The sequence below is a fragment of the Streptomyces sp. NPDC023481 genome (assembly GCF_055560195.1).
Map to the genome: position 1 here is coordinate 126,985 of NZ_JBVHJE010000002.1, position 22,458 is coordinate 149,442.

General features: G+C 70.4%; 17 protein-coding genes and 1 pseudogene. 11 read left to right on the top strand and 7 right to left on the bottom strand.

Annotated features, from left to right (window positions below; translation table 11 throughout):
• Window positions 1-122: 122 nt before the first annotated feature.
• The 3 genes from ACZ3ZD_RS04770 to ACZ3ZD_RS04780 all read right to left on the bottom strand — a co-directional run bounded on the left by ACZ3ZD_RS04770 (window position 123) and on the right by ACZ3ZD_RS04780 (window position 3,431).
• Entirely contained in the window at window positions 123-1,028 is a 906-nt protein-coding gene (locus tag ACZ3ZD_RS04770) for a sugar ABC transporter permease (RefSeq protein WP_467393543.1), read from the bottom strand.
• Between the two features lie 19 nt (window positions 1,029-1,047).
• Window positions 1,048-2,052, bottom strand: a complete 1,005-nt coding sequence (locus tag ACZ3ZD_RS04775; protein WP_467393545.1) for a carbohydrate ABC transporter permease — start codon at window positions 2,050-2,052, stop codon at window positions 1,048-1,050.
• A gap of 104 nt (window positions 2,053-2,156) precedes the next feature.
• A complete protein-coding gene (locus tag ACZ3ZD_RS04780; protein ID WP_467393547.1) occupies window positions 2,157-3,431 on the bottom strand; it encodes an extracellular solute-binding protein in 1,275 nt (424 codons plus the stop codon).
• Window positions 3,432-3,776: 345 nt separating this feature from the next.
• On the opposite strand from ACZ3ZD_RS04780, the gene ACZ3ZD_RS04785 reads away from it, so the two are divergent.
• Window positions 3,777-4,811 carry a LacI family DNA-binding transcriptional regulator gene (locus ACZ3ZD_RS04785; protein ID WP_467393549.1) on the top strand — a complete coding sequence of 345 codons (1,035 nt, stop codon included), beginning with the start codon at window positions 3,777-3,779 and terminating at the stop codon, window positions 4,809-4,811.
• Window positions 4,812-4,906: 95 nt separating this feature from the next.
• Window positions 4,907-5,767, top strand: a complete 861-nt coding sequence (locus tag ACZ3ZD_RS04790; protein WP_467393551.1) for a phosphatase PAP2 family protein — start codon at window positions 4,907-4,909, stop codon at window positions 5,765-5,767.
• Here the strand turns inward: ACZ3ZD_RS04790 and ACZ3ZD_RS04795 are convergent.
• A complete protein-coding gene (locus ACZ3ZD_RS04795) occupies window positions 5,749-8,748 on the bottom strand; it encodes a bifunctional [glutamine synthetase] adenylyltransferase/[glutamine synthetase]-adenylyl-L-tyrosine phosphorylase (protein ID WP_467393553.1) in 3,000 nt (999 codons plus the stop codon). The genes ACZ3ZD_RS04790 and ACZ3ZD_RS04795 overlap by 19 nt on opposite strands.
• Before the next feature lie 873 nt (window positions 8,749-9,621).
• Window positions 9,622-10,449: a DUF72 domain-containing protein gene (locus ACZ3ZD_RS04800; protein WP_467393555.1), complete on the bottom strand. Its 828-nt coding sequence runs from the start codon at window positions 10,447-10,449 to the stop codon at window positions 9,622-9,624.
• A gap of 127 nt (window positions 10,450-10,576) precedes the next feature.
• Between ACZ3ZD_RS04800 and ACZ3ZD_RS04805 the strand changes: the two genes are divergently transcribed.
• From ACZ3ZD_RS04805 to ACZ3ZD_RS04820, 4 genes are all read left to right on the top strand, one after another.
• On the top strand, window positions 10,577-11,473 hold the full coding sequence (locus ACZ3ZD_RS04805) for an alkaline phosphatase family protein (RefSeq protein ID WP_467393557.1): 897 nt from the start codon (window positions 10,577-10,579) through the stop codon (window positions 11,471-11,473).
• 1 nt (window position 11,474) lies between these two features.
• A complete protein-coding gene (locus ACZ3ZD_RS04810; protein ID WP_467393559.1) occupies window positions 11,475-12,827 on the top strand; it encodes an MFS transporter in 1,353 nt (450 codons plus the stop codon).
• Complete coding sequence (locus tag ACZ3ZD_RS04815; protein ID WP_467393561.1) at window positions 12,824-13,843, top strand: TolB-like translocation protein; 1,020 nt, start codon at window positions 12,824-12,826, stop codon at window positions 13,841-13,843. Before ACZ3ZD_RS04810 ends, ACZ3ZD_RS04815 begins: the two co-directional genes overlap by 4 nt.
• 157 nt (window positions 13,844-14,000) lie before the next feature.
• The gene (locus ACZ3ZD_RS04820; RefSeq protein WP_467393563.1) at window positions 14,001-16,358 is read left to right on the top strand and encodes an Orn/Lys/Arg family decarboxylase; all 2,358 of its coding nucleotides are present in this window, start codon (window positions 14,001-14,003) and stop codon (window positions 16,356-16,358) included.
• A 97-nt stretch (window positions 16,359-16,455) separates the two neighbouring features.
• Here the strand turns inward: ACZ3ZD_RS04820 and ACZ3ZD_RS04825 are convergent.
• Window positions 16,456-16,542 (bottom strand): annotated as a pseudogene (locus tag ACZ3ZD_RS04825) (glutamine synthetase); the annotation flags it as partial.
• A 927-nt stretch (window positions 16,543-17,469) separates the two neighbouring features.
• Between ACZ3ZD_RS04825 and ACZ3ZD_RS04830 the strand changes: the two are divergent.
• The 3 genes from ACZ3ZD_RS04830 to ACZ3ZD_RS04840 all read left to right on the top strand — a co-directional run bounded on the left by ACZ3ZD_RS04830 (window position 17,470) and on the right by ACZ3ZD_RS04840 (window position 20,919).
• The gene (locus ACZ3ZD_RS04830; RefSeq protein WP_467393565.1) at window positions 17,470-18,906 is read left to right on the top strand and encodes a hypothetical protein; all 1,437 of its coding nucleotides are present in this window, start codon (window positions 17,470-17,472) and stop codon (window positions 18,904-18,906) included.
• A gap of 222 nt (window positions 18,907-19,128) precedes the next feature.
• Window positions 19,129-20,190 (top strand): helix-turn-helix domain-containing protein, encoded by a 1,062-nt coding sequence (locus ACZ3ZD_RS04835; RefSeq protein ID WP_467393567.1) that lies wholly within the window; start codon window positions 19,129-19,131, stop codon window positions 20,188-20,190.
• 228 nt (window positions 20,191-20,418) lie between these two features.
• Window positions 20,419-20,919, top strand: coding sequence for a flavoprotein (locus tag ACZ3ZD_RS04840; protein WP_467393569.1), 501 nt, complete (start codon window positions 20,419-20,421; stop codon window positions 20,917-20,919).
• Between the two features lie 215 nt (window positions 20,920-21,134).
• On the opposite strand, the gene ACZ3ZD_RS04845 is transcribed toward ACZ3ZD_RS04840, so the two are convergent.
• Window positions 21,135-21,530, bottom strand: a complete 396-nt coding sequence (locus ACZ3ZD_RS04845; RefSeq protein ID WP_467393571.1) for a GntR family transcriptional regulator — start codon at window positions 21,528-21,530, stop codon at window positions 21,135-21,137.
• 434 nt (window positions 21,531-21,964) lie between these two features.
• On the opposite strand from ACZ3ZD_RS04845, the gene ACZ3ZD_RS04850 reads away from it, so the two are divergent.
• Window positions 21,965-22,141 (top strand): hypothetical protein, encoded by a 177-nt coding sequence (locus tag ACZ3ZD_RS04850; protein WP_467393573.1) that lies wholly within the window; start codon window positions 21,965-21,967, stop codon window positions 22,139-22,141.
• A 128-nt stretch (window positions 22,142-22,269) separates the two neighbouring features.
• Window positions 22,270-22,443 (top strand): hypothetical protein, encoded by a 174-nt coding sequence (locus tag ACZ3ZD_RS04855; RefSeq protein WP_467393575.1) that lies wholly within the window; start codon window positions 22,270-22,272, stop codon window positions 22,441-22,443.
• Window positions 22,444-22,458: the final 15 nt, after the last annotated feature.

Here is a 22,458-nt window from a genome sequence, read left to right on the forward strand (position 1 = left end):
ACGTAACGGGGGCGTGGTGGTCGGGCGGTGGGTACGGCGGCGGCCGGCCGGGCGGGACCGCGGGGCGGGCCGCGGTGACGGCGGGGCGGGGGTCACTGCGGCCCGCCGGTCCGGTGCGGGCCTCAGCCCTTGGTGCCGCCGGCGGTGAGGCCGGTGACGAGGTTCTTCTGCACGAGGTAGAAGAACACGGTCACGGGTATCGCGATCAGCACCGCGGTGGCGGCCATGTAGTTCCACTGGGCGTCGTGCTCGCTGACGAAGGTCTGCAGGCCGACGGCGAAGGTGTACTTGGAGTCGTCCAGCAGGAAGGTGGTCGCGAAGGCGACCTCGCCGACGGCGGTGATGAAGTTGTAGAACGCGGCCACGGCCAGGCCCGGGCGGGCCAGCGGCAGGATGAGCCGGAAGAAGGTGCCGAAGGGGCTGAGCCCGTCCACCCGTCCGGCCTCGTCGATCTCGAAGGGGATGGTGTCGAAGTACCCCTTGAGCAGCCAGGCGCTGTACGGCACGGCGGTGGTGCAGTTGACGAGGATCAGCGCCCAGTAGGTGTCGATGAGGCCGAGTTCGCTGAAGATCTCGTACATCGGCACGATCAGGACGGCGATCGGGAAGGCCTGGGTGAGCAGCAGGACCCACATCAGCTGCTTGTAGCCGGGGAAGCGCATCCGGGAGACCGCGTAGCCGGTGGTGGCGGCGACCAGGACACCGACGACGGTGGTGCCGAGGGCCACGATCATCGTCGACCTGAACCAGTCGAGGAACCCGGTGTGCTCCAGCACGAAGGCGTAGTTCGAGAAGGTCGCCTTGCCCGCGATCCCGCCCGGGTGCAGGTAGTCCTCCTTGTCCGGGCCGAGGGACAGGTAGAACAGCCAGGCCACCGGGGCCAGGGCGATCAGGCTCGCCACGACGAGGCCGCCGTGCAGCAGGGCGGCGCCGGCCGGGCCCCGCTCGCCGCGCCGGCGCACCCGGCGCCGGGGCTCGGGCGCGGGGACCGGGGCGGTCTCGGTCTTGTCCAGGGTCGTGGTGCTCATGGCGGCGGCTCCTGCGGCGTCAGACGGCGAGCTGGTCATTGCGCTTCAGCCAGCGGAAGTAGAAGGAGGTGAAGACGGTCAGGATCGACAGCAGCAGCACGCCGTACGCGGCGGACTGGGCGAAGTCGCGCGGCTGCTGGCCGAAGCCGAGGGCGTAGGCCCAGGTGACGAGGATCTGGGCGTCCGGGGCGGAGTTCTTGCCGAACAGCAGGAAGATGATGACGAACTGGTTGAAGGTCCAGATGATGCCGAGCAGCACGACGGTGGAGCTGACCGAGCGCAGCCCGGGCAGGGTGACGTGCCGGAACCGCTGCCAGGCGGTGGCGCCGTCCATCTCCGCGGCCTCGTACAGCGAGGAGTCGATGGACTGCAGGCCGCCGAGCAGGGACAGCATCATGAACGGCACACCGCACCAGGTGTTCACCATGATCGCGGAGAAGCGCTGCCAGAAGGTGTCCTCCAGCCACTGCGGCTGGGGCAGGTGCAGGGCGCCGAGGAGCTGGTTGAGCGCGCCGGAGTCGGCGAGCATGATCCGCCAGGAGAAGACGGTGACGAAGGTCGGCACGGCCCAGGGCAGCACGAGCAGCAGCCGGTAGACGGTGCGGCCGCGCAGCTTCTGGTCGAGCATGAGCGCGAGGCCGAGGCCGATGGTGTAGTGCAGGGCCACGCAGGCGGCCGTCCAGAACACGGTCCACAGGAAGTGCGACCAGAACCGGTCGTAGGCCGTCGGGCCGAACAGGATGTCCCGGTAGTTGTCCAGGCCGATGAACTTGTAGGTGGCGTCGATGTGGTTGACGCCGATCGTGCGCGCCGAGTTGAGGCTGTTGGCGTCGGTGAGGGTGAGGTAGAAGCCCCGTACCAGCGGGTAGCCCACGAGGGCGCCGAGCACGACGACCACCGGGGCGATCATCGCGTAGGCGTACCAGTACTTCTGGAGGCCGTTGCGGACGCGCTGTCCCCGCCCGGGACGGGGCGCGCGGTCACCGCGGCGCCTGCCGGTCGCGCGGTCGATGGCGACTGTCATGGTTCGACACCTTCATACGTTCAAGGGGTGGGCCGGGCACAGGGCGGTGGCCGCCGGATCCTTCCCCCCCGTTCGCACCGGGAGGATCCGACGGCCACGCGGACTCACTTGCTGAAGCCGTCGACCAGCTTGGAGATGGCCAGCTCGGCGTTGCCCAGGCCCTTGTCCAGCGACTCCTTGCCGCTGGCGACCTTGGGCAGCTCGGTGTCGAGCGGACCCCACAGGGAGCTGTACTCGGGCAGCGCCGGGCGGGGCCGCGCGGCGGACAGGACACCCTCGTAGCCGGCGATGCCGGGGTCGGCCTTGACCTTGTCGGTGTAGGCGTCGGAGCGGGTGGGCAGCGTGGAGTTCTTCAGCGCGATGGTCTCCTGGGCCTGCGCCGAGGTCATGAACTTCACGAACTTCAGGGCCGCCTGCTGGTGGGCCTTGTCGGAGCCGGCGTAGACCGAGAGGTTGTGGCCGCCGGTCGGGGCGCCCGCCTTGCCGCCGGAGCCGGCCGGGACGGTGGCGATGCCGAGGTTGGACCTGTCCTTGAAGGCGCTGCCCTTGTAGAAGTTCGTGATCTCCCAGGGGCCCTGGATGATCGCGGCGACCTTGCCGTTGACGAACGCGTCCTGGATGTGGGCGTAGGCGTCGGCGGTGACGTCGGCCTTGTGCAGGCCCTTGCCGGAGAACAGGCTCAGCCAGGTGCCGTAGGCCTTCTTGGCGGCGGCCGAGTCCACGGTGATCTTCTTGGCGGCGACGTCGACGGTGTCGGTGCCCTCGCCGTAGAGGAAGGTCTGGGCGTAGTAGGCCTGGGTGGAGCCCCAGTAGCCGTCGACCCCGGTCTTGTCCTCGATCCTGGCGGCGTCGGCCTTCAGCTCGTCCCAGGTCCTGGGGGCCTCGGTGATGCCGGCCTTCTTGAACAGGGCCTTGTTGTACACCAGCGCGAGGGTGTCGGTGACGAACGGCACGCCGTAGGTCTTGCCCTCGTACTGGGCCTGCTTGATCAGGTTCGGCTCGAACCTGCCCTGCTCGGCGAGGGCCTCGGTGCCGTCCAGCGGCAGGAAGTAGCCCTTCTTGGCGAAGGCCGGGGTCCAGCCGACCTCGGAGCGCAGCACGTCGGGGGCGCCGGTGGCGCCGGCCGCGGTGTCGAACTTGTTCTGCGCCTGGTCGAAGGGGACGTTGACGTACTTGACCTTGATGTTCTTGTTGGCGGCCTCGAACTGCTGGACCAGGGTCTTGTACGTCGGCGCCTCGTTGGTGGCGTTGGAGGTGTCCCACCAGGTGAGGGTGACCGGGCCGTCCGACTTTCCGCTGTCGCTGTCGCTCCCGCCGCACGCCGTCGCCGTCAGGGCGAGGGACGCCACCAGCGCGGAGGCCGCTATGCCACGCCGCATGAGTTCTCCTTGAGGGTGTAGCCCGTGTGATGCCGACTGCGCCTTTGCGGCCAGCGGGCGAGTGGGAACGTAACAGCGATGTAAGCGTTGCGAAAGACCTTGCAGAAAAAAAGTGCAAGGGGACACGATGGTTACCCCGTCGTGACCGCCCGTCGACCGGGACGCAACCCGGCAATGCAGGAGCTGAGCGGTGGGGGCGGCACTTGTGCAAGACTTGCAAGCTCTTGCCACCATGAATTCCGAGGGAGCGCGATGACGCAGCAACCCACGGCAGGCCGTGCGCCCGCCCGCGCCCGGCGTCCGGCCGGTGTGCAAGGGCAGATACGACCGGTACAGTCCGGTGCCGTGACCACACGGCTTGCCGACATCGCTGCGCAGGCGGGGGTGAGCGAAGCGACCGTCAGCCGGGTCCTCAACGGCAAACCGGGCGTCGCCGCCACCACCCGCCAGTCCGTGCTCGCCGCGCTGGACGTGCTCGGCTACGAGCGCCCGGTGCGGCTGCGGCAGCGCAGCGAGGGCCTGGTCGGGCTGATCACACCGGAGCTGGAGAACCCGATATTCCCGGCCCTGGCCCAGGTCATCGGCCAGGCGCTGACCCGCCAGGGCTACACGCCGGTGCTCGCCACGCAGACCCCGGGCGGGTCCACGGAGGACGAGCTGACCGAGATGCTGGTGGACCGCGGGGTCGCCGGGATCATCTACGTCTCCGGACTGCACGCGGACACCACCGCCGACATGCAGCGCTACGAGCGGCTGCGCGCCCAGGGTGTGCCGTTCGTGCTGGTGGACGGCTTCTCGCCGAAGGTGCAGGCGCCGTTCATCTCCCCCGACGACCGGGCGGCGATGGCCCTCGCGGTGACCCACCTGGTGTCGCTGGGGCACACCCGGATCGGGCTGGCGCTGGGGCCGAAGCGGTTCGTTCCGGTGCAGCGCAAGATCGAGGGCTTCGTCCGCGCGGTCCACGACCAGCTGGGCCTGCCCGCGCAGACCGTCGAGACGGAGCTGGTGCAGCATTCGCTGTACACGCTGGAGGGCGGCCAGGCGGCGGCGACGGCGCTGATCGAGCGGGACTGCACGGCCGTGGTCTGTGCCAGCGACATGATGGCGCTGGGGGCGATACGGGCGGCCCGGCAGCGGGGCCTGGAGGTCCCCCGGGACGTGTCCGTGGTCGGCTTCGACGACTCCCCGCTGATCGCCTTCACCGATCCGCCGCTGACCACCGTCCGCAAGCCGGTCCCGGCGATGGGGCAGGCCGCGGTGCGCACCCTGCTGGAGGAGATCGGCGGGACCCCGGCACCGCACAGCGAGTTCGTGTTCATGCCGGAACTGGTGGTGCGCGGTTCCACCGCCTCGGCCCCCCACGCCCTGCGCGCGTCGTAGGAGCCGCGGGCGGTGGAGAAGCCGTAGAAGGTGCGCCGCGGACGCGGCCTTGGCATGATCGGCCGGGGAAGCCGCGTCTGGCAGACTCTGTGCCTATGAGTGACTCGACCGTGACCGGACCGGAAGGGCGCGAGCAGGCGGCCGTTCCGCGGGCCGTCACGGGCGAGGACCGTCCCGGTCCGCTGGAGCGGCTGCGCCGCCCGCGGCGGCCCCGGCTGTGGTTCGAGATCCTTCTGATCGCGGTGAGTTACTGGACGTACTCGCTGATCCGCAACGCCGTGCCGGAGCAGCGGGGCGAGGCGCTGCGCAACGCGGACTGGCTCTGGCGCACCGAGCACACCCTCGGCATCGCCGTCGAGCAGTCGGTCAACCACGCCGTCGACTCGGTGTCTTGGCTCATCGTGGGGATGAACTACTACTACGCCACCCTGCACTTCGTCGTCACGCTCGGTGTGCTGGTGTGGCTGTACCGGTGGCATCCCGGCCGGTACGCGGCCGCCCGGACGGTGCTGTTCGCGACCACGGGTGTGGCCCTGCTCGGTTACTACCTGTTCCCGCTCGCGCCGCCCCGGCTGATGGGCGGCGGGCGGTTCGTGGACACCGTGGCGGTGCACCACACCTGGGGCTCGATGGCCTCCGGCGACCTCAAGCACATGTCGAACCAGTACGCGGCGATGCCGTCGATGCACATCGGCTGGTCGCTGTGGTGCGGGCTGACGGTCTTCGCGCTGGCCTCGGTGCCGTGGGCGCGGGTGCTGGGGCTGCTGTACCCGGCGCTCACCCTGCTGGTCATCGTCGCCACGGCCAACCACTTCTGGCTGGACGCGGTGGGCGGGGCGCTCTGCCTGGGCTTCGGCGTCGCGGTGGCCCGGCTGTGGTACGGCAGCCTGCCGCACGCGCTGCCCCGGCTGGTGCCGGCCCGGCCGCCCGCGCCGGCTCAGGCCCTGTCGTCGTAGAACAGCTCCTCCACCACCGTGCGGGCCCGCCGGGTGGTACGGCGGTAGGCGTCCAGCATGTCCCCGGCGTGCCCGGCGCCGTGGCCCAGGTAGCGGCCGACGGCGGCCAGCTCGCGCGGCTCGGTCGGGAAGGTGTCCCCGGCCCGGCCGCGGACCAGCATCACCGCGTTGCGCACCCGGGTGGCCAGCACCCACGCCTCGTCCAGGATCTCGGTGTCCTCCACGGACAGCAGCCCGGCCTCCCGGGCGGCGGCCAGGGCCTGCCGGGTGCGGGTGGTGCGCAGCCCGGGCACGTGGTGGCCGTGCCGGAGCTGGAGCAGCTGCACGGTCCACTCGACGTCGGACAGGCCGCCCGGGCCGAGCTTGGTGTGCAGCTTGGGGTCGGCGCCGCGGGGCAGCCGCTCGGACTCCATGCGTGCCTTGAGCCGGCGGATCTCCCGCACCGCGTCCTCGCCGAGGCCCTTGGCCGGGTAGCGCAGCGGGTCGACCAGCTGCACGAACCGCCGGCCCAGGTCCTCGTCGCCGGCGACCGGCTCGGCGCGCAGCAGCGCCTGTGACTCCCAGACCAGGGACCAGCGGCGGTAGTACGCCTCGTACGACTTCAGGGTGCGCACCAGCGGGCCCGACTTGCCCTCGGGGCGCAGGTCGGCGTCGATGAGCAGCGGCGGGTCGGCGCTGGGCAGCTGGAGCAGGCGGCGCATCTCGGCGACGACCTTGTTCGCGGCGGCGGCCGCCTCGTGCTCGTCGACGCCGTCCCGGGGTTCGTGCACGAACAGGACGTCCGCGTCGGAGCCGTAGCCCAGCTCGTGCCCGCCGAAGCGGCCCATCCCGATGATCGCGAACCGGGTGGGCAGGGTGTCGCCCCAGCCGTCCCGGACGACCGCGCGCAGGGTGCCGGCGAGGGTGGCCTTGGTGAGGTCGGAGACGGCCGCGCCGACCCGGTCCACCAGGGCGCCCTGGTCGGCCTCGGCGGGGCTGGTCTCGGTGCCGTAGGAGCCGATGATGTCGGCGGCGGCGGTGCGGAACAGCTCGCGGCGGCGGACGCCGCGAGCCGCGGTGACGCCCTGCGCGGCGTTCTCGGCGCGGCCCACGGCGGCCAGGATCTCCTGTTCCAGGGCGGCGCGCTGCCGCGGTGCGAGGCCGCCGCCGTCGCCGTCGCCGAGGAGGGCGACCGCCTCGGGGGCGCGCATCAGCAGGTCGGGGGCGAGGCGGCCGGCCGACAGGACGCGGGCCAGGTTCTCGGCCGCCGCGCCCTCGTCGCGCAGCAGCCGCAGGTACCAGGGGGTCTTGCCGAGCGCGTCGGAGACCTTGCGGAAGTTCAGCAGGCCGGCGTCCGGGTCGGCGGAGTCGGCGAACCAGCCGAGCAGCACCGGCAGCAGGGTGCGCTGGATGGCGGCCTTGCGGCTCACGCCGGAGGCCAGGGCCTCCAGGTGGCGCAGGGCGGCGGCCGGGTCGGCGTAGCCGAGCGCCTCCAGTCGTTCGCGGGCCGCCTCGGGGCGCAGCCGGGCCTCGCCTGGGGCGAGTTGGGCGACGGCGTCGAGCAGCGGGCGGTAGAAGAGCTTCTCGTGCAGCCGGCGTACGACGCCGGTGTGCCGCCTCCACTCCCGGTTCAGCTCGGCCGCCGGGTCGGCGCGCAGGCCCAGGGAGCGGCCGAGGCGGCGCTGGTCGGCCTCGGCCTCGGGGACGAGGTGGGTGCGGCGCAGCCGGTACAGCTGGATGCGGTGCTCCATGGAGCGCAGGAAGCGGTACGCCTCGTCCAGGCGGGCGGCGTCCGCTCGGCCGACGTAGCCGCCGGCGGCGAGGGCCTGGAGGGCGTCCAGGGTGGTGCCGCTGCGCAGGGCCGGGTCGCTGCGGCCGTGCACCAGCTGCAGGAGCTGCACGGCGAACTCGACGTCGCGCAGGCCGCCGGGGCCCAGCTTGAGTTCCCGGTCGATCTCGGCGGCGGGGATGTTCTCGACCACGCGGCGGCGCATCTTCTGCACGTCCGCCACGAAGTTCTCCCGCTCGGCCGCCTTCCAGACGAGGGGGCCGAGGGCGTCGACGTACGCCTCGCCGAGCGCGGGGTCCCCGGCCACCGGGCGGGCCTTGAGGAGTGCCTGGAACTCCCAGGTCTTCGCCCAGCGTTGGTAGTAGGCGAGGTGGCTGCTGAGGGTGCGCACGAGGGGGCCGTTGCGGCCCTCGGGGCGGAGGTTGGCGTCCACCGGCCAGATCGAGCCCTCGACGGTCGTCTCGGAGCAGATCCGCATCAGGTGGGAGGCGAGTTTGGTGGCGGACCGCAGGGCCTGGTGCTCGGGCACGCCGTCGGCCGGCTCCGCCACGAAGATGACGTCCACGTCGGAGACGTAGTTCAGCTCGTGGCCGCCGCACTTGCCCATGGCGATCACCGCGAGACGGCAGCCGGCGGCGTCCTCGGGCGCGGCGCGTTCGGCCAGCGACAGGGCGGTGCGCAGGGTGGCGGTGGCCAGGTCGGCGAGTTCCGCGGCGGTCTCGGCGACGTCCGTGGTGCCGCAGACGTCGCGGGCGGCGATGGACAGCAGGCAGCGGCGGTAGGCGACGCGCAGGGAGACCGGGTCGGTGGCCTCGGCCAGGCCGCGTTCGAACTCCGCGACGCCGGGGTGCAGGTCGTGCGGCTCGTAGGTGACCAGGGCGTGCCAGTCGCCGGGGTGGCGGGCCAGGTGGTCGGCCAGGGCGGCGGAGGCGCCGAGGATGCCGAGCAGGCGGTCGCGGAGGGGTTTGGCCGCGATGAGGGTGTCCAGCAGTTCGCGGTGGGCGGTGGGCCCCGGCTGGGCCTCCAGGAGGCGGACCAGGCCGTCCAGGGCCAGGTCGGGGTCGGCGGTGGCGCCGAGGGCCTCCAGGAGGACCGGGTCGTCGCGGACGGGCGCCAGTTCGGGGCCGTCGAGGAGGCGCTCGGCGGCGGAGGGGTCGGTGAAGCCGTGCCGCAGCAGACGGGTGAAGGTACTGCTCCTGCGCCCCGGCGTCATGTCCGTGACCTCCCCATGGGTACGTCGACTTGGCCAGAGCCTAACCGGAGGCCGCGGGGGCGGCCTCGTCTGCGGGCGGGGGGCGGGGCCGGTGCCCGGGGATTTGCGGGTCGGGGACGGCCGGTGCGGTGCCCCGGGCCGTACGGGCGGGCGCGTGACCGACACCCCGGCCGTACGTGCGGGCGGGGGCCCGGGGCCTTACACGCGGGCGGGCCGCCCGTGCGGGCGGGCGGCCGGCGTTCCGGGCCGTACGCGCGGGCGGTACCCGCGGGCCGTACGCGCGGGGCGGGAGCCGGTGGGTGGGAGGTACTCGGGGGCGGGGGGACGACGCGCGGACGGGCCGCCGGCGCCCGGGGCCGTACGCGCGGGCGGCCCACCGGAAGCCGGGCGCACCGGCGGGCGGTGCCCGGGCCGTACGGGCGGCGCGTGACCGAAACCCCGGCCGTCCGCGCGGGCGGTACCCGCGGGCCGTACGCGCGGGGCGGGAGCCGGTGGCCGGAAGGTAGGTGCGAGCGGGCGGCCGGTGCCCGGGGCCGCACGTGCGGGCGGGCGGCCGGCGTTCCGGGCCGTACGCACGGGCGCGTGACCGTCACCCGGGAACCGTACGCACGGGCGGTACCCGGCGGGCGGGCGCCGGTGGCCGGGAGCCGTATACACGGGCGGGCGGTGCCCCGGGCCGCGGGCTGAGGGCCTGAGCCCGGGGCCCTGGGCGGGTGGGAGCCGGTGGCCGGGGCCGTATGCGCGGGTAGGGGGCCGGTGCCCGGGAGGTACGCGCGGGCGGGGGCTGACGCCAAGGCCGCCGACGCCCGGAGACCTGCACGCGAGCCGCCGGGGGCCGTACGCGGGGGTGGGTTCCGCCCTGCGCGGTCCGGGTCAGGTCAGGAGTTCGTGGAGGGTCTGGGCCGCCTTCGGGGCCGCGTCGCCGCAGCAGTTGTTGAAGAGGATGTGTAGTTCCCGGGCCTGCTCCGCCGCGTGCCGGATACGGGGCAGCCACGCGGTGAGTTCCCGCGCGGTGTAGGCGTGGCGGAAGCGCTCCTCCTTCGTGCCCCTGCCCCACAGGGGGCTGCGGCCGTGGAAGCGGATCACGGTGAGGTGCGGGTCGGTCACGGGGGCGGGCCGCATGCCCTCGTAGGTGTCCGTGGCCACGGCACTGGCGCGCAGGTCCCGGAGGAAGGCGGTCGTACGGTCCGCATGGTCGGGGTGCCACCAGGCGGGGTCGCGGAACTCGACGGCGAACGGCCAGTCGCGGGCGCGTTCGCGGGCGGTGCGGACGAACGCCTCGGCCTTCGGGCCGGGGCCGAGGGAGGGCGGGTACTGGAAGAGGAGCGTGCCCAGGCGGGCGGAGCGGTGGAGGGGGGCGATCGCTTCGGCGTAGCGGGCCCAGACCTCGGTGTGCAGGCAGGCGTCCCGGGGATGCCCGCGCAGGTCCGGCGGGAGGGCGGCGGGGCGGGTGGGGTGGCCGGTGAGGAGGGAGAACGCCTTGACGTCGAAGCGGAAGCCGGGGGGCGTACGCTCCGCCCACTGGGCGGTGGTGCGCGGGCTCGGCAGGGCGTAGTAGGGGGAGTCGACCTCGACCAGCGGGAAGCGGGTCGTGTAGTGCCGCAGGCGTTTCTCCGCGTCGCGGTGGCCGGGTGGGTACCAGCCGCTCTTGAGCAGCTCCGGGTCGGTCCAGCCGCAGGTGCCGATGAGGATCTTCGCCATGGGAGCCCAAGTACCCGGCGTTCATCGGGTCTTCACCCGTGAGGTTGGCCTGCGTGGGCCGCGGGAATATTGGCGTGTGCATGCTCTGTCCGCACCGCCAGCCGTCCCCCATTCCCCGGAGGTTGATGTGTCCGGCAGTTCTGCACGTTCGGCGTATCGCCGTGCCCGTACCGCCGTGGCGTCCGCCGCCGCCCTCGCCGCGGCCGCCGTCGGGCTGTGGACCGGGCTCGGCGGCGAGTCCGCCCATGCCGCGGGCACCGTGCCCAGCCCGGACCACGTGGTCGTCGTGGTCTTCGAGAACCATGCCTACGGCCAGGTCATCGGATCCTCCAGCGCGCCGTACATCAACTCGCTGAAGGCGGGCGGCGCCAACCTGACCCAGTCGTACGCCGAGACCCACCCCAGCCAGCCCAACTACTTCGCGCTGTTCTCCGGTTCGACGCAGGGGATCACCGACGACAGCTGCTACACCCCGGGCTTCTCGTCGGCGCGCAACCTCGCCTCCGAGCTGATCGCCGCCGGCCGCACCTGGGCCAGCTACAACGAGACGCTGCCGAGCCAGGGTTCCACGACGTGCAGCAGCGGCAACTACGCCCGCAAGCACAACCCGTGGTTCGGTTTCAGCAACGTGCCGACCTCGACGGCGAAGACCTTCGCCCAGTTCCCGTCCGACTACACGACCCTGCCCCAGCTGTCGTTCGTCGTGCCGAACCTGTGCAGCGACATGCACGACTGCTCGGTGTCCACCGGTGACACCTGGCTGAAGAACAACCTGGGCGCCTACGCGAGTTGGGCCAGGACGCACAACAGCCTGCTCGTCGTCACCTTCGACGAGGACGACCGGCTGAGCGGGAACCGGATCCCGACCGTGCTGTACGGGCAGCCGGTGACCGCCGGGTCCAGCTCCGCCACCACGTACAACCACTACGACCTGCTGCGCACCCTGGAGGACACCCAGGGTCTGGGCACGCACGCGGGCAACGCGGCCTCCGCCAAGGACATCACCGGCATCTGGGCGTCCTGACGTGTACGTAGCGGACAGCCGTGCCCGTACGTCCGCTCAGGGTGCCGTCCGGCCTTCCGCCGGGCGGCGCCTTGCGGCCCTCTCCCCCACCGTGCTCGCGCTGGGGACGGTGAGCCTGGTCACCGACGTCTCCTCGGAGATGGTGACGGCGGTACTGCCGCTGTACCTGGTGACCGGGCTGGGCCTGTCACCGCTGGGCTTCGGACTGCTGGACGGCATCTACAACGGGTTCTCGGCGCTGGTCCGCCTGGTCGGCGGGCACTTCGCCGACCGGGGCGGCGGGCGGCACAAGTGGGTCGCCGGGCTCGGCTACGGCGTCTCGGCGCTGTGCAAGCCGCTGCTGCTGGTGGCGCACTCCCTGACGCCGATCGGGATGGTGCTCGCCGCCGACCGGACGGGCAAGGGGCTGCGGACGGCGCCGCGCGACGCGCTGATCTCGCTGTCCAGCACGCCCGAGGCGCGCGGGCGGGCCTTCGGGGTGCACCGGGCGATGGACACCGCCGGGGCCCTGCTCGGCCCGCTGGTGGCGTTCTGGATCCTGAGGGCCACCGTGGACGGGTACGACGCGGTGTTCACCGTCAGCTTCTGCGTCGCCGTGCTGGGCGTCCTGGTGCTGGTCCTGTTCGTGCCGGGCGGCCGGCGCGAGACGGCCCTGGCGGGACGGCCGGCCTCGCGGGCGACGGCCCCGGCGGGGCGGCCGGCCTCGCGGGCGACGGCCCCGGCGGGGCGGCCGACAGCGCGGGCGACGGCCCCGGCGGAGCGGCCGACGCTGCGGGCGGCGTTCGCCCTGCTGCGCCGCCGCGACCTGCGCCGGATCACCGGCTGCGCGCTGCTGCTGGGCCTCGCCACGGTCAGCGACTCCTTCGTCTACCTGCTGCTCCAGCGCCGCCTCGGCGTCCCCGACCGCTGGTTCGCGCTGCTGCCACTGGGTACGGCCGCCGCGTTCCTGCTGCTGGCGGTGCCGCTCGGCCGGCTCGCGGACCGGGTGGGCCGCTGGGCGGTGTTCCTGGCCGGCCACGGCGCCCTGCTCCTGGCCTACGGGCTGCTGCTGACGTCCTGGCACGGCGCGGTGCTGCCCGTCCTCGTGCTGACCCTGCACGGCGGCTTCTACGCGGCCACCGACGGGGTGCTGATGGCCGCCGCCTCCGAGAGCGTGCCGGAGGGGTTGCGCTCCTCCGGGCTGGCCGTCGTACAGACCGGGCAGGCGCTGACCCGGTTCGCCTGCTCGCTGCTGTTCGGCGCGGCCTGGACGGTGTGGGGCGACCGGGCGGCGCTGGCCGGGGCGGCGGTGGCGCTGGCCGGGTGCGCCGCGTTCTCCCTCACCCTGCGCCCGGGCAGGGCGGTGCCCGCATGACCGTACGCAACCGTGTCCTGATCCTGGCCGCGGCCGTCGCCGTGCTCGCGGCCGTCGCCCTCGCCTCCGTGCTGCACGCCTCCGCGCGGGCGGACCGCCGCGACCACACGCAGGCCGGCGGGCCGCGCGTCACCCCGGGGACGGTGACGCTGCGCGGGGCCGGGCGGCTGGTGTTCCGCAACATGGCCTGGGGGCCGCACCGCGACGAGCTGACGGCCGTCCCGGCCGACGACCCGGGCGGCCCGCGCACCGCCGCCGGCCTCAAGTGCCTCCGCTTCCACGCCGCTTCGGGCACCGGCGTGTGCCTCCAGGCCGTGCACGGGCCCGTCTCGGACACCTACCGCGCGCTGGTCCTGGACGCCCGGCTGCGGACCGTGCACCGCTACGACGTGCCGGGCATCCCCTCCCGTGCCCGGGTCTCCCCCACCGGGCACTTCGCGGCCTGGACGGCGTTCGTGGGCGGCGACTCGTACGCCGGTACCGACTTCTCCACGCGCGCGGCGATCGTGGACACCCGCAGCGGGAAGCTGATCCCGTCCGTGGAGGCGTTCCGGATCCTGACGAACGGGCGTGCGTACCGGGCGGCGGACGTCAACGTCTGGGGCGTGACGTTCGCGGCCGACGACCGCACGTTCTACGCGACGATGGCGAGCAGGGGGCGGACGTACCTGGTCCGCGGCGATCTGCGCCGCCGTACGCTCACCACGGTGCACCCGAACGTGGAGTGCCCGTCGCTGTCGCCGGACGGCACCCGGGTCGCGTACAAGAAGCGGGTCGCCGGGCTGCCGAAGGACGCGCCCTGGCGGCTGTACGTCCTCGACCTGCGGACCCTGCGGGAGACGCCGCTCGCCGAGCCGCGCAGCGTGGACGACCAGGCGCTCTGGAAGGACACGCACACGATCGTGTACGCGCTGCCCGGCGACTACGGCGCCGACCTGTACCAGGTCCCGGCGGACGGCTCGGGCCGGCCCCACCGCATCAGCCCGGCGGCGGTGTCACCGGCGTACCTGCCCTGAGGCGTCCCGGCCGTGGCGCGAGGCCGGTCAACCCGGCCGCCCCGGTTTCCGTCATCACGGTGGTTTCCCCGGTGGGCCGCCGGTGCCGGGGCCCGGCGCCGCGGAGACTGTGCGCGGTGGTGGCCGGGTGGCCGCCGGGAGAGAGCGAGGGCACGGGATGGCCGACAGCAGGATCCTGGTCGCGGTACCGGAGCATCCGCGCGCCGAGGGCGCCGGGGCCGAGCAGCTGCGCAAGATCCGGGAGGCGGTGGAGGCGGACGGCTTCGAGGTGCGCTGGGCCGTCACCGCCGACGACGCGGACGCGGTGCTGCGGACCGAGGCGGCCCTGGCCGCGGCCCTCGTCGCCTGGGACCTGCCCGGTGGGCGGGCCGCCGGTGACGGGCCCGGCGCCGCGCTCGCCACGCCGGGCGCCGCCGTCGACGGGGCGACGGGCGGGGCGGCCGTACTGCGCCGGATCGGCCGGCGGTACCGGGACCTGCCGGTGTTCCTCGTCATGGCCGACGAGGGGGTGCGGGAGCTGCCGCTGTGGGTGTCGGAGACGGTCGTCGGGTACGTGTGGCCGCTGGAGGACACCCCCGGGTTCATCGCGGGCCGGATCACCAGCGCCGCCCGCGCCTACCGGGAGGACGTGCTGCCGCCGTTCTTCCGGGCGCTGCGCCGCTTCCACGACGCCCACGAGTACTCCTGGCACACCCCCGCCCACTCCGGGGGCGTCGCCTTCCTCAAGTCGCCCGCGGGGCGCGCCTTCCACGACTACTTCGGCGAGCGGCTGCTCCGCTCCGACCTGTCGATCTCGGTGGAGGAGCTGGGCTCGCTGTTCGAGCACACCGGCCCGATCGGGGAGGCCGAGCGCAACGCGGCCCGCGTGTTCGGCGCCGACCTCAGCTACTTCGTGCTGCACGGCGACTCCACCTGCAACCGGCTGGTGGGCCACTTCAGCGTCACCCGGGACGAGCTCGCCCTGGTGGACCGCAACTGCCACAAGTCGGTGCTGCACGGTCTGGTCGTCTCCGGCGCCCGGCCCGTGTACCTGGTGCCCACCCGCAACGGCTACGGTCTCGCCGGTCCGCTCCCGCCGGCCGAGCTGGCCGGGGACTCGATCGCGGCCCGGATCGCCGCGCACCCGCTCGCCGAGGGCGCCGTCTCGCGTGACCCCCAGTACGCGGTGTTCACCAACTCCACCTACGACGGCCTGTGCTACGCCGCCGTACCGGCCGCGAAGGCGCTCGCGGCCAGCACGCCCCGGGTGCACTTCGACGAGGCGTGGTTCGCGTACGCCCGGTTCCACCCGCTGTACCGGGGGCGGTACGGCATGTCGGTGGACGCGTCCGCCTTCCCCGGCCCGGACCGGCCGACGGTCTTCGCGACCCAGTCCACGCACAAACTGCTGGCCGCGCTGTCCCAGTCGGCGATGGTGCACGTACGGCCGGCGCCCCGGGCGCCCGTGGAGCACGACCGCTTCAACGAGGCGCTGATGATGCACGGCACCACCTCGCCGCTCTACCCGATGATCGCCTCGCTGGACGTGGCGACGGCCATGATGGACGGGCCGCAGGGCGAGTGGCTGCTGGACGAGGCGGTGACGGAGGCGATCCGCTTCCGTCAGGAGATGGTGCGGCTGGGGCGGCGGGTGGCGAGCGCCGGGGACCGGCCGCCGTGGTTCTTCGGCGTGTGGCAGCCGGAGGAGGTCACCGACCCGGCGACGGGCGACCGGCTGCCCTTCGCGGAGGCCCCGCCCGAGCTGCTGCGCACGGAGCAGTCCTGCTGGCTGCTGGAGCCGGGCGCGGCCTGGCACGGCTTCCCCGGCCTGACCGAGGGCCACTGCATGCTGGACCCGGTCAAGGTCACGCTGACCTGCCCGGGGATCACCGCGACCGGGGAGATGGCCGAGGAGGGCATCCCGGCGCGTGTCCTGACCGCGTACCTGGCCACCCGGAACATCGTGGTCGAGAAGACCGACAGCTACACCACGCTGATCCTCTTCTCCATGGGCATCACCAAGGGCAAGTGGGGCACGCTGCTGGACGCGTTGATGGACTTCAAGGCCCTGTACGACTCCGACGCCCCGCTCGACCGGGTGCTGCCCGGGGCGGTCGCCGCGCACCCGAGGCGCTACGGCGGTCTCACCCTGCGCGAGCTGTGCCGGCAGATGCACGAGGAGCTGCGCTCGGCCCGCCTGGTGGAGCTGCTCGAAACCGCGTTCCAGCAGCTCCCGGAGCCGGTGTTCCCGCCCCAGCACTGCTACCAGCGGCTGGTGCGGGGCGGCACGGAACGCGTCCGCGTCGCCGACGCGGCCCACCGGGTGGCGGCCGCGATGGTCACGGTCACTCCGCCCGGCATCCCGGTCCTCATGCCGGGAGAATCCACCGGCACCCCCGACGGCCCTCTCCTGCGCTACCTCACCGCCCTGGAGACCTTCGACCGCCGTTTCCCGGGTTTCCGCAGCGAGACCCACGGCGTGACGATCGACGAGGACAGCGGGGACTACGAGATCGAGGTGCTGCGCCCGGAATGATCCGGGCGAGGTGTGCGCGCGCTGTGCACCCGGGCGCCCCCGTGTGGCCGGCCGTTCGGGTGGCCGGCCACACGGGGGTGTGGTGTCGGGGCCGTGCCTACAGCACCGGCAGGTTCTTCCGCAGCTCGAAGGCCGTGACCTCCGAGCGGTACTCCTCCCACTCCTGCTTCTTGTTGCGCAGGAAGTGACGTTGGCCCGGAGCGACCTCATGCGATCGGCGTTGGTGCAGCGCTGGCCCATGGCCGAACGGTCCTCATTGGTCGTTGTCGGGTGCTGTGGGCCGCCCTTCGACGGCCCACAGACGGCCCCGTCTACACACCACGACATGCTGGTTACCACCAATGGGCGAGAGCCAGCGGCATCCCAGAATCCAAAGCGGCTCGCGATGGCACGTCCAGACTCACTCAGCAGGGTGTATCACGGGCTACCTAGTCCTTCTTTTAGGGCCATGCCGTTCATCTCATCAGCGCAAGTTCAGCATGCAACGTCACAAGCCCGAAAGTGTTGAAGTAGTGATTTTTCGACTTCTTCATGAAATAGCACGACTTGCAACCGGCGGAACCCCGAGATACGTTTGAAATACCGAGTCTGCCTTTTGACCGAGAGCAGGGAAGCCACTCTTCGCGGCGCACCGACGTGGGCGACTTCCCGAATAATCCTCGTCTCACTCGCGCATCAGCGAGGTCTGCATGATTCTGGAGCTAGGCAATCAGGACGACATAGAGCGCACCTTTGCCCTTGCCTCGTGGTTAAACCGCCCAGCCGTCAGGGAGGTGGTTATTTCCCTGCCGCAGCTGACCACTAAGGAGAGGAAGAGTGAAGCTCAGAGAATCCGACACCTATTTAACGACTGTGGATGCGGCGCCGGAATGCTCGCCTTTCTCGTGACGCTAGCGCTGACGTTGATTAACCAAACAAGGAACGGGTGGTCCTTTACGTCAATCACCATCTCGATAACGCTAGCGATAACTGCAGGTCTACTCGGAAAACTTTTCGGGCTTGCCTGGAGTTACATCATGCTCCGCAGGGCCCTGCGGGCATTGCGCACCAGCGGCGCCTCTCCAAACGTTGCGCAAAGATCTGGTAAGAGCAGCCGCATAAAGTCTCGGTGGTGATCACCATGCAGCGGAGAGTATGCCACGACATCAGCGAGTGGATAGACGACGTCTATGGCCCGATTGATTCATGGGTGTCACAGACTGAGAAGAAGTGCAAGAACTACCCATGGTATGACCCGAGGGGATGGTTCTGCTGGCTAGTCGTGACCGTGGTTAAGGTCGTTGGGTGGGGCGTGGTAATAGCCGGTCACTTTATCACCAACACAGTCTGCGAGGTCATCGAGGTAGTGATCTCGGCCGCGGCAGCCATCCTACGAGGAGCATGGGACATCATCGTCGGCATTGTTACGCTTGACGGGCGACGCATATGGGACGGCATTCTCGGCATCCTAATTGGTGTGGCCGTTACTGCAATTCGCCTCATCCGAATAGCGTTCGGAGGAACGCTCGCCGCCGCAATCGTTGACGCGATTCGAACCAGTTCACTCAAGAGTCACATTCGCGATTTGCTGGACTCGAAGTACGACCAGGCGACAGGCGACAGGATAAAGGCAGCCATCCGCCTAGATCATGGAGCTTTTGGACTGCGGCTGCGCGCTACTGCCTACCGCACCATCCTCGACTCCGAGACACCCTCACCACGCAATGGCAGCATCCCTAACCTGGTGGCATTGCATGAGGCTGGCTCAATTGACCTTCGCGAACTGTGCGGATTCTCCTTCCCTCAAGGATTCTGGCACCGTAAGCGCTATAAGACTCTGAAGAAGGGGGGCGTGGTTGGAGGCGGGGGCGGCGAGATTGACAACCCTATATCTGAAGAAGAGCTGAACACCTACCTGAGCTCTCGTGGACACGAAGGACCCCCGTTCCTGATACTTCCAATGCGTGATGGCGTATTGGACACCAAAATAGACACCGCTGAAGCAAAGGGACGCGATCTGGGCATCATGTTGAGCTTTGATCGAGTGAACGTTCCTGTGACATCACCATCGGACATTATTCTCGCTGGCGGAGATATCCCGAACGCGAGCACGTCACTCAGCGAATTTCTCATCAGGGTGATCGGGCGCACCGACAAGACCGTAAACGAAATTGGAGCTACGGCAGACCTATGCCGCCCCGTGATTGTAGGTATCTTCCGTTACACCGACACGCTACACGGTCTCAGCAGCCCACTCCACAACTCAGCGTGCGGCCTAACAGGGGAGAAAGCTTCCGGAGCGTCTTTCGCGGACGATTTTCCCGATGAGATCTGGAAGTATGTCCCAATCCATGAGATAGGGCACACTTTCGGCTTGTGCCATGTTGACGGGATAGACCGAATCATGGTCTCCGCTCGCGAGAAGAGCTTGTGGTCCTTTGGTATCTTCGTTCACGTGTACCTAGACGGTGAACCTGTCTTTACTCTCGATGAGGCCAAAGCTGCTTGGGATTACATCGTCGCGAACTTCTCGCCAGAGTGCCTGGCGACCCCTCATGACCGGGCGTAGCCGCCAAGATTGATGGCAGCTGGGGAGTCATCGGGTGCAGTCAGGGCCAGCATTCCAGAACCACTCACGGCACCGCACCACGAACGAGACCCGGACAGACTGTCCGGGTCTCGCGGTTGAACAGCCCTGATCCTGGTGATGATGCACAGTTGATCGGCCCTCCGTGCTCTAGCACCCCGATACCGTGATACATGGCCCCCAACCAGCAGGAGGCAGCACGTAATGCGTGGTCTTGGAGATCACCTCAGCATCGGTGAGCGCATCGCGTTCTACCGGAAGCGTCGCGGCTACACGCAAGAGGTGCTCGCCGGTCTGGTCGGGCGCAGCACCGACTGGTTGGCGAAGATCGAAACGGGACGCCGGAAGCCTCCCCGGATCGACATGCTCGCGGAGCTCTCGCGCATCCTGCGCGTGCCCCGCGGGGACCTGCTTGGTCAGATGGTGCTCATGGAGGACGAAAGGCAGCAGGACGACGTTCCGGCCGTCCGCGACGCGCTCATGAGCCCGCGCCGCCTGTCTCGACTGCTGTTCGGCCCCGAAGCTGAGGTGCAGCTCCCCACGCCGGCGCCTGTGGCTGTGCGCGTGGAGCAAGCCTGGAACGACTACCAGGGTGGGCGACTCGGCAGCGTCATCGCCGCGCTTCCTGCACTCCTCCAGACTGCGCAGGAGCTGGAGGAGCGGGCCGCACGGCGCGGCGAGGACCGTAGCGACTGCTGGGCCGTGTCGGCCCGCACCCATCACCTCGCAGCTACGACCCTCGCCAAGATCGGGGAGTCCGATATTTCATGGCTCGCTGCGGAGCGTGCGATGCGTGCCGCGGACGAGTCCGACGACCCGCTCGTGCTGGCGTCCGCCGCGCGGTCCGGCACGCACGCCCTCCTGGCCAACGGCCGGTACGACGACGCGTTGGAGTTGGGTAACACGGCCGCCGCATGGCTCTCGTCTCAAGTGACCGACAACGACCCCGCAGCGTTGAGTCTGCTCGGAATGATCCACCTGCGGGCCGCCGTCGCGGCGGCCCGCCACCAGGACCGGCCCACCGCAACCGGCCTATTGGACCGAGCCGAGGAACTCGCGGATGATCTCGGCTCGGATGAGAACTACTGGCAGACAGGTTTCGGGCCCACGAACGTCGTGCTTCACCGCCTGTCGGTTGAACTGGACCTCGACAACGTGTCGTACGTGGTGAAACACGGCCGGATCAACGTCGACCACATGCCTCAGGAACGCAGCGTGTCGCACCGACTTCGCACGCGCTATCTCGCTCAACGGTCAGGGCGATGAGGCGTTCACAGAACTCCGCACGGCCGAACGCACGTCGCCGCAGCTCGTACGCAACAATCCGAGGGTTCGCGAGACGCTGCGGGATCTGATCAAGCAATCACCGGTCACCGGCGGCTCGCGATCGTCCGACGTGTTCGTGATGGCTCAACGGTGCAGGGCGGTGCAGTGAGTTCAGGCAAGCGTGGGGTGCTCGGAGTCGTCGGGTCGGCGGCCGGAGGCGTAGAGGCGTTGCGCACCGGCCTGGTTGAGCCCGCGATGGGGCGCGGCTGGCGGGTGGCTGTCACTCTGACGCCGACCGCTGGCCAGTGGCTACGGATGAGCGGCGAGGTCGAGCAGTTGGAGAAGCTGACCGGCCTACCCGTGCGCGATGAACCTAGCCTTCCTGGCGAGGCACGACCGCACCCACCGGTTGACTGCTACGTGGTAGCCCCCGCGTCGGCCAACATGGTGGCCAAGCTCGCCACGGGCCTGATGGACAACCAGGCACTGACCCAGGTGGGCGAGGCGATCGGTACCCTCGGGTTGCCCGTCGTCGTCTTCCCTCGGGTGAACGCGGCGCACACCCGCCACCCGGCGTGGCAGAACCACATCGACACTCTCCGGGCGGGGGGCGTGCGCATCGTCTACGGCCCGGAGGTGTGGCCGCTGCATGAGCCGCGCGAAGCGCCGGAGGGGCGTGAACTCCCGTGGGGGGCAGTGCTAGACGCCGTGGACGAAGTAACCCGATGACAACCCGTCAACGATCTGAACTGCAAGGAAAGAGGATCCGGACACTCTGTCCGGGTCCTCTGCCGTTCACGGCTACATGCTCATTGGCATGCCAGGGATCAATGAGCGAAGCAGCGAGCTGGAATGCATGACTCCTGCTGAACTCGCTTTGATCAAAGCGAGTTTGAGGGACGTGCGCCTCAGGGTCGAACATCTGCTGAAGCGGGCAGACGCACTCACGACGAGGGTGGAGTCTCGCTGCCCACGAGCCGCTCAAGCCGGTCAAGCCGCTCCCCGAGCAACCGGAGTGCGTCATGAATCGTGCTGAGCTCTGCGGCCAGGGCGGCGAAAGCGGGGCTGCTGCCCGGCTCGGTGCCGAGGGGGGCCTCAGGGTCACGGACGAACGTCCCGCGCCCCTGCTGAGTAAGGATCAACCCCTCGTCGCGAAGTTGGCCGTACGCGCTCTGAACAGTCATGAGCTGCACTCCAAGCTCCTTGGCGAGTGCGCGAGCTGCTGGAAGCCGGTCCCCCGCAGCGTACTCACGATCGGTGCCCGTGATCTTCTCGCGGAACTGCGCCGCAATCTCCTTGGCCGTCGGCGTGGGCTTGGGCACTTCGGGGCTCTGATCCATACCTCCGAGAGTAGCCGGACCTAGGTCAATCTCGACGGCCCTACGCCGCACCCCCTTGACAGACAGATTGACCTAGGTCAATCTGAACTCGCCGGACCACGAAACCCGGAAGGGCTTCACCGGCTGTGTCAGTGCCCGGATGCAAGGCCCGGATTCAGCACTGCCAAAAACTCAACAGAGTGCCGACCCAGCCACCCGAACACAGGTGGTCGATGGGTGCGGGTCACCACCCTGACCGTCCATGTCAGGCCGGGTGACCTGCCCGGTTACGGCTCTCGGGCTGTTACCGGCACTGAGTGATTCGACTTCCGCAGAACCTTCAGCGGCCTAGCCGCTACAGCCCCGGTCCGGCCGATCTCGGGCCTACGCCTCGAACGCAGGCCGGGGCACTCCCGCTGACCAGCGGGCCACTCACATCCCTAAGGGAGATCGACATGCGTTTCCGTTCGAGCACTTCCTCTGCCGCCTCCGACATGAAGAACCGCAAGAGCGACGAGTTGCAGCGCGAGTACGACCCGATCACCCGTGAGCGCGCCGGCGGCCACAACTCGCTCAGCGCGATCACCACGCAGAACGACATCGCTCGCGAGCTTGAGCGCCGGGACCGCTAACCCGCAGCGGCCGGTTGCCTCCGCTGCTCGTCTCGTACGAGCAGCGCTGAGGGGAGCCGGATACTCGTCAGCCGCGCATTGGCAGACGGTCGGTCATCCAACCTTCCAGCGACCCGAGAGGGAAAAGCATGCGCCGGATCACCAACCCCAAGCACCCCAACGCCAACCAGATCGGCACGGACGTCGACTACGAGGGTGAGCCGCACCGGATCACGGACGTCGGCGGCTCCTGCTTCAAGCTCGTGCGCCACCGCGACGGCTACGGCCGGAACGTGAAGATCACCGAGGTCAACGACCGCTAGATCATCTTCGCCGCG